Raw genomic sequence first — 2,784 nt, forward strand, 5'->3', positions numbered from 1 at the left:
CCGAATGAGAACTTCAATGGTAATGTCACCGTCGACTTTACCGTGTCTGATGGTCAGGGTGGTACCGATACGGCCCAAGCGAATATCGTAGTTGTTCCTGTGAATGACCCGCCAGTTTCAGGTAACTTGGCGTATGCAATTGATGAGGATGGAAGTATCACACTGAGCCAAGAACAGCTCTTGGCGCAAGCGAGTGATGTGGAGGGTGATACGCTCACGGCATTGAATCTACAGACAGCCAATCCGGAACTGACGATTACAGATAATGGTGATGGGACGTTCACGCTGACACCGGCTGCAAACTTCAATGGTGATCTCGATATTAGTTTCGATGTATTCGATGGTGAAGCGACAGTCGCAGCTAATATCGATTTGACAGTGAACCCAGTGAATGACGCCCCAACAGCCATAGATGATTATATGATTGCTGCAGGTCCGGGTGCAATTAGGCTCGATAGTGAGCTTGATTTGGGCAAAATGCAATATCAAACAGCCGATGGTAACTGGCATGATATGATCGTTGGCGTTGAATATTCAGCCGATACAGAGTTGCAGTATGTTCCAAATGATGGTGCAACAGATAATAGTATGGACGTCTTCATTGGAACATTTGATCCAGAAGATTCAACGGCAGAACCAGAGGATTGGGGATCAATCAATAATGGCGTTGCGACTTTTATTCAGGGTGATTTGACAGTCGTAACATCCATGAGCAACGGTAATGTTACAGCTTATAATTCTCAAGACACTCATATTGGTCTCGGTATTGGAGATCCCCGCCATAATGGTTTAAGTGATAAAGACGTTATGTCAGTCGAGATCTCAGGTGATGAGATCAACCATGTGACCTTCGAATTAAGCGGTCTAGGAAGTTGGTTTGATGCGAACAATAACCAGGCTACTCAGGTTGTGATCCGTGCGTATGATACACACGGCAATCTAATTGATTCACAAGGTGGTTTTCGAGAGAGTGGAAATCTAGAGGATAGTTACTCTTTCACTACAGATCAGCCCGTAGCTAAATTCGAGCTTGGTACAGTCGGCGGCCGTGGTCAATATGTAGTTAAGAACATGACGATTTCTCGTGTTTCAACCGAAGAGATAAAAGTCACGTCTATTCAGCCAGATGGCAGTGCAATTACAAATACGCATAGCTTAAATTTGACCGAGAATATGGATGATTCAGTTAATCTCACGGATGAATTAGTTGAAATCTCACCGAATATAACTGAAGTTTTGATCACCGTTGGCGAGGATAGTGTTCTAACTTTAACTCCTGAAAATCTGCTAAATAATGACTTCGATATTGATGGTGATGCTTTATCGCTTGTAAGTGTAGCTCCCTCAGAAAATACCCATGGAACCGTCGAGATTAATGATGCAGGGAATGTTGTTTACACACCAAATGGCGATTACAACGGTCAAGCTAACTTTACGTATACGATTGTGGATGAAGAGGGCTTGACGGATACGGCTACGGTTTATTTTAACGTAATTCCTGAAAATGATTCTCCGGCTGCTGAGGCTAAGTTTTTCGACGTCAATGAGGATAGTACCATAACGATCACGGATGCTGACTTGCTTGCAGGTGCAACCGATGTTGATGGCGATACGCTAACGATCTCAGATGTTTCGTATTCAGGTACGGATGGTGTTTTTATCGATAATGGAGATGACACATACACCTTTGCACCTAATAGTAATTTTAGCGGAAATGTTGAACTGAGTTATAAAGTTTCAGACGGTGTTGTGGAGACGCAAGCGCAAATTAATATTAACGTAATCGAGATAAACGACCCTCCAATAGCCGGTGCGACCTCTTACACAATGGACGAGGACAGTGTTATCACCATTACATCAGATCAACTCTTAGCCAATTCGTATGATATTGAAATTGGTGTGCGTCTCGAAGAGGTTACGTATACTGGATCTGATGGTATTTTCCAAGCACATCAGGATTCCGAGGGTCAGCCATATTTTACCTTTGCGCCAAATCAGAATTTTAATGGAGAGATTCTTCTTGGCGTAACAATCTCGGATGGCGAACTAACAGATACTACGACGGCGAGTATTGATGTATTACCCATTAATGATCCGCCTGTGGTCGGAGATTTGGCTTATGCTATTAACGAAGATGAAAGTATCACACTGAGCCAAGAACAGCTCTTGGTGCAAGCTAGCGATATTGAAGGCGATGACCTTGTTGCCGTTAATTTGCAGAGTATTGATGGAAATGTGTCGATTACGGCTAATACCGATGGATCCTTCACATTAACGCCAAATTCAGATCTCAACGGTGCATTTGATATTAGTTTTGGTGTCTTCGATGGCGAAGCGACAGTTGCAGCCAATATCGATTTGACAGTGAACCCAGTGAATGATCTGCCGGTCGCGCAGGATCAGAATTTCCAGATGAACGAAGACGGGACGATCACGCTTACAGATGAGGATCTGTTAACGGGAGCATCGGATGTTGATGGCGATACGCTGAGTATCTCAGATGTTGCATACACAGGTACTGATGGAATCTTCACCGATAATGGAGATGACACATATACCTTTGCACCGAATGAGAACTTCAATGGTAATGTCACCGTCGACTTTACCGTGTCTGATGGTCAGGGTGGTACAGATACGGCCCAAGCGAATATTGTAGTTGTTCCTGTGAATGACCCGCCAGTTTCAGGTAACTTGGCGTATGCAATTGATGAGGATGGAAGTATCACACTGAGCCAAGAGCAGCTCTTGGCGCAAGCGAGTGATGTGGATGGTGATACGCTCACG

1 protein-coding gene is annotated in these 2,784 nt (G+C 44.2%); it reads left to right on the forward strand.

What is annotated here, in order from left to right:
• A partial coding sequence (locus A3739_RS09975) for a tandem-95 repeat protein (protein ID WP_156502519.1) occupies nucleotides 1–2,784 on the forward strand: 2,784 nt, incomplete at both ends.

The sequence above is a fragment of the Oleiphilus sp. HI0067 genome (assembly GCF_001635735.1).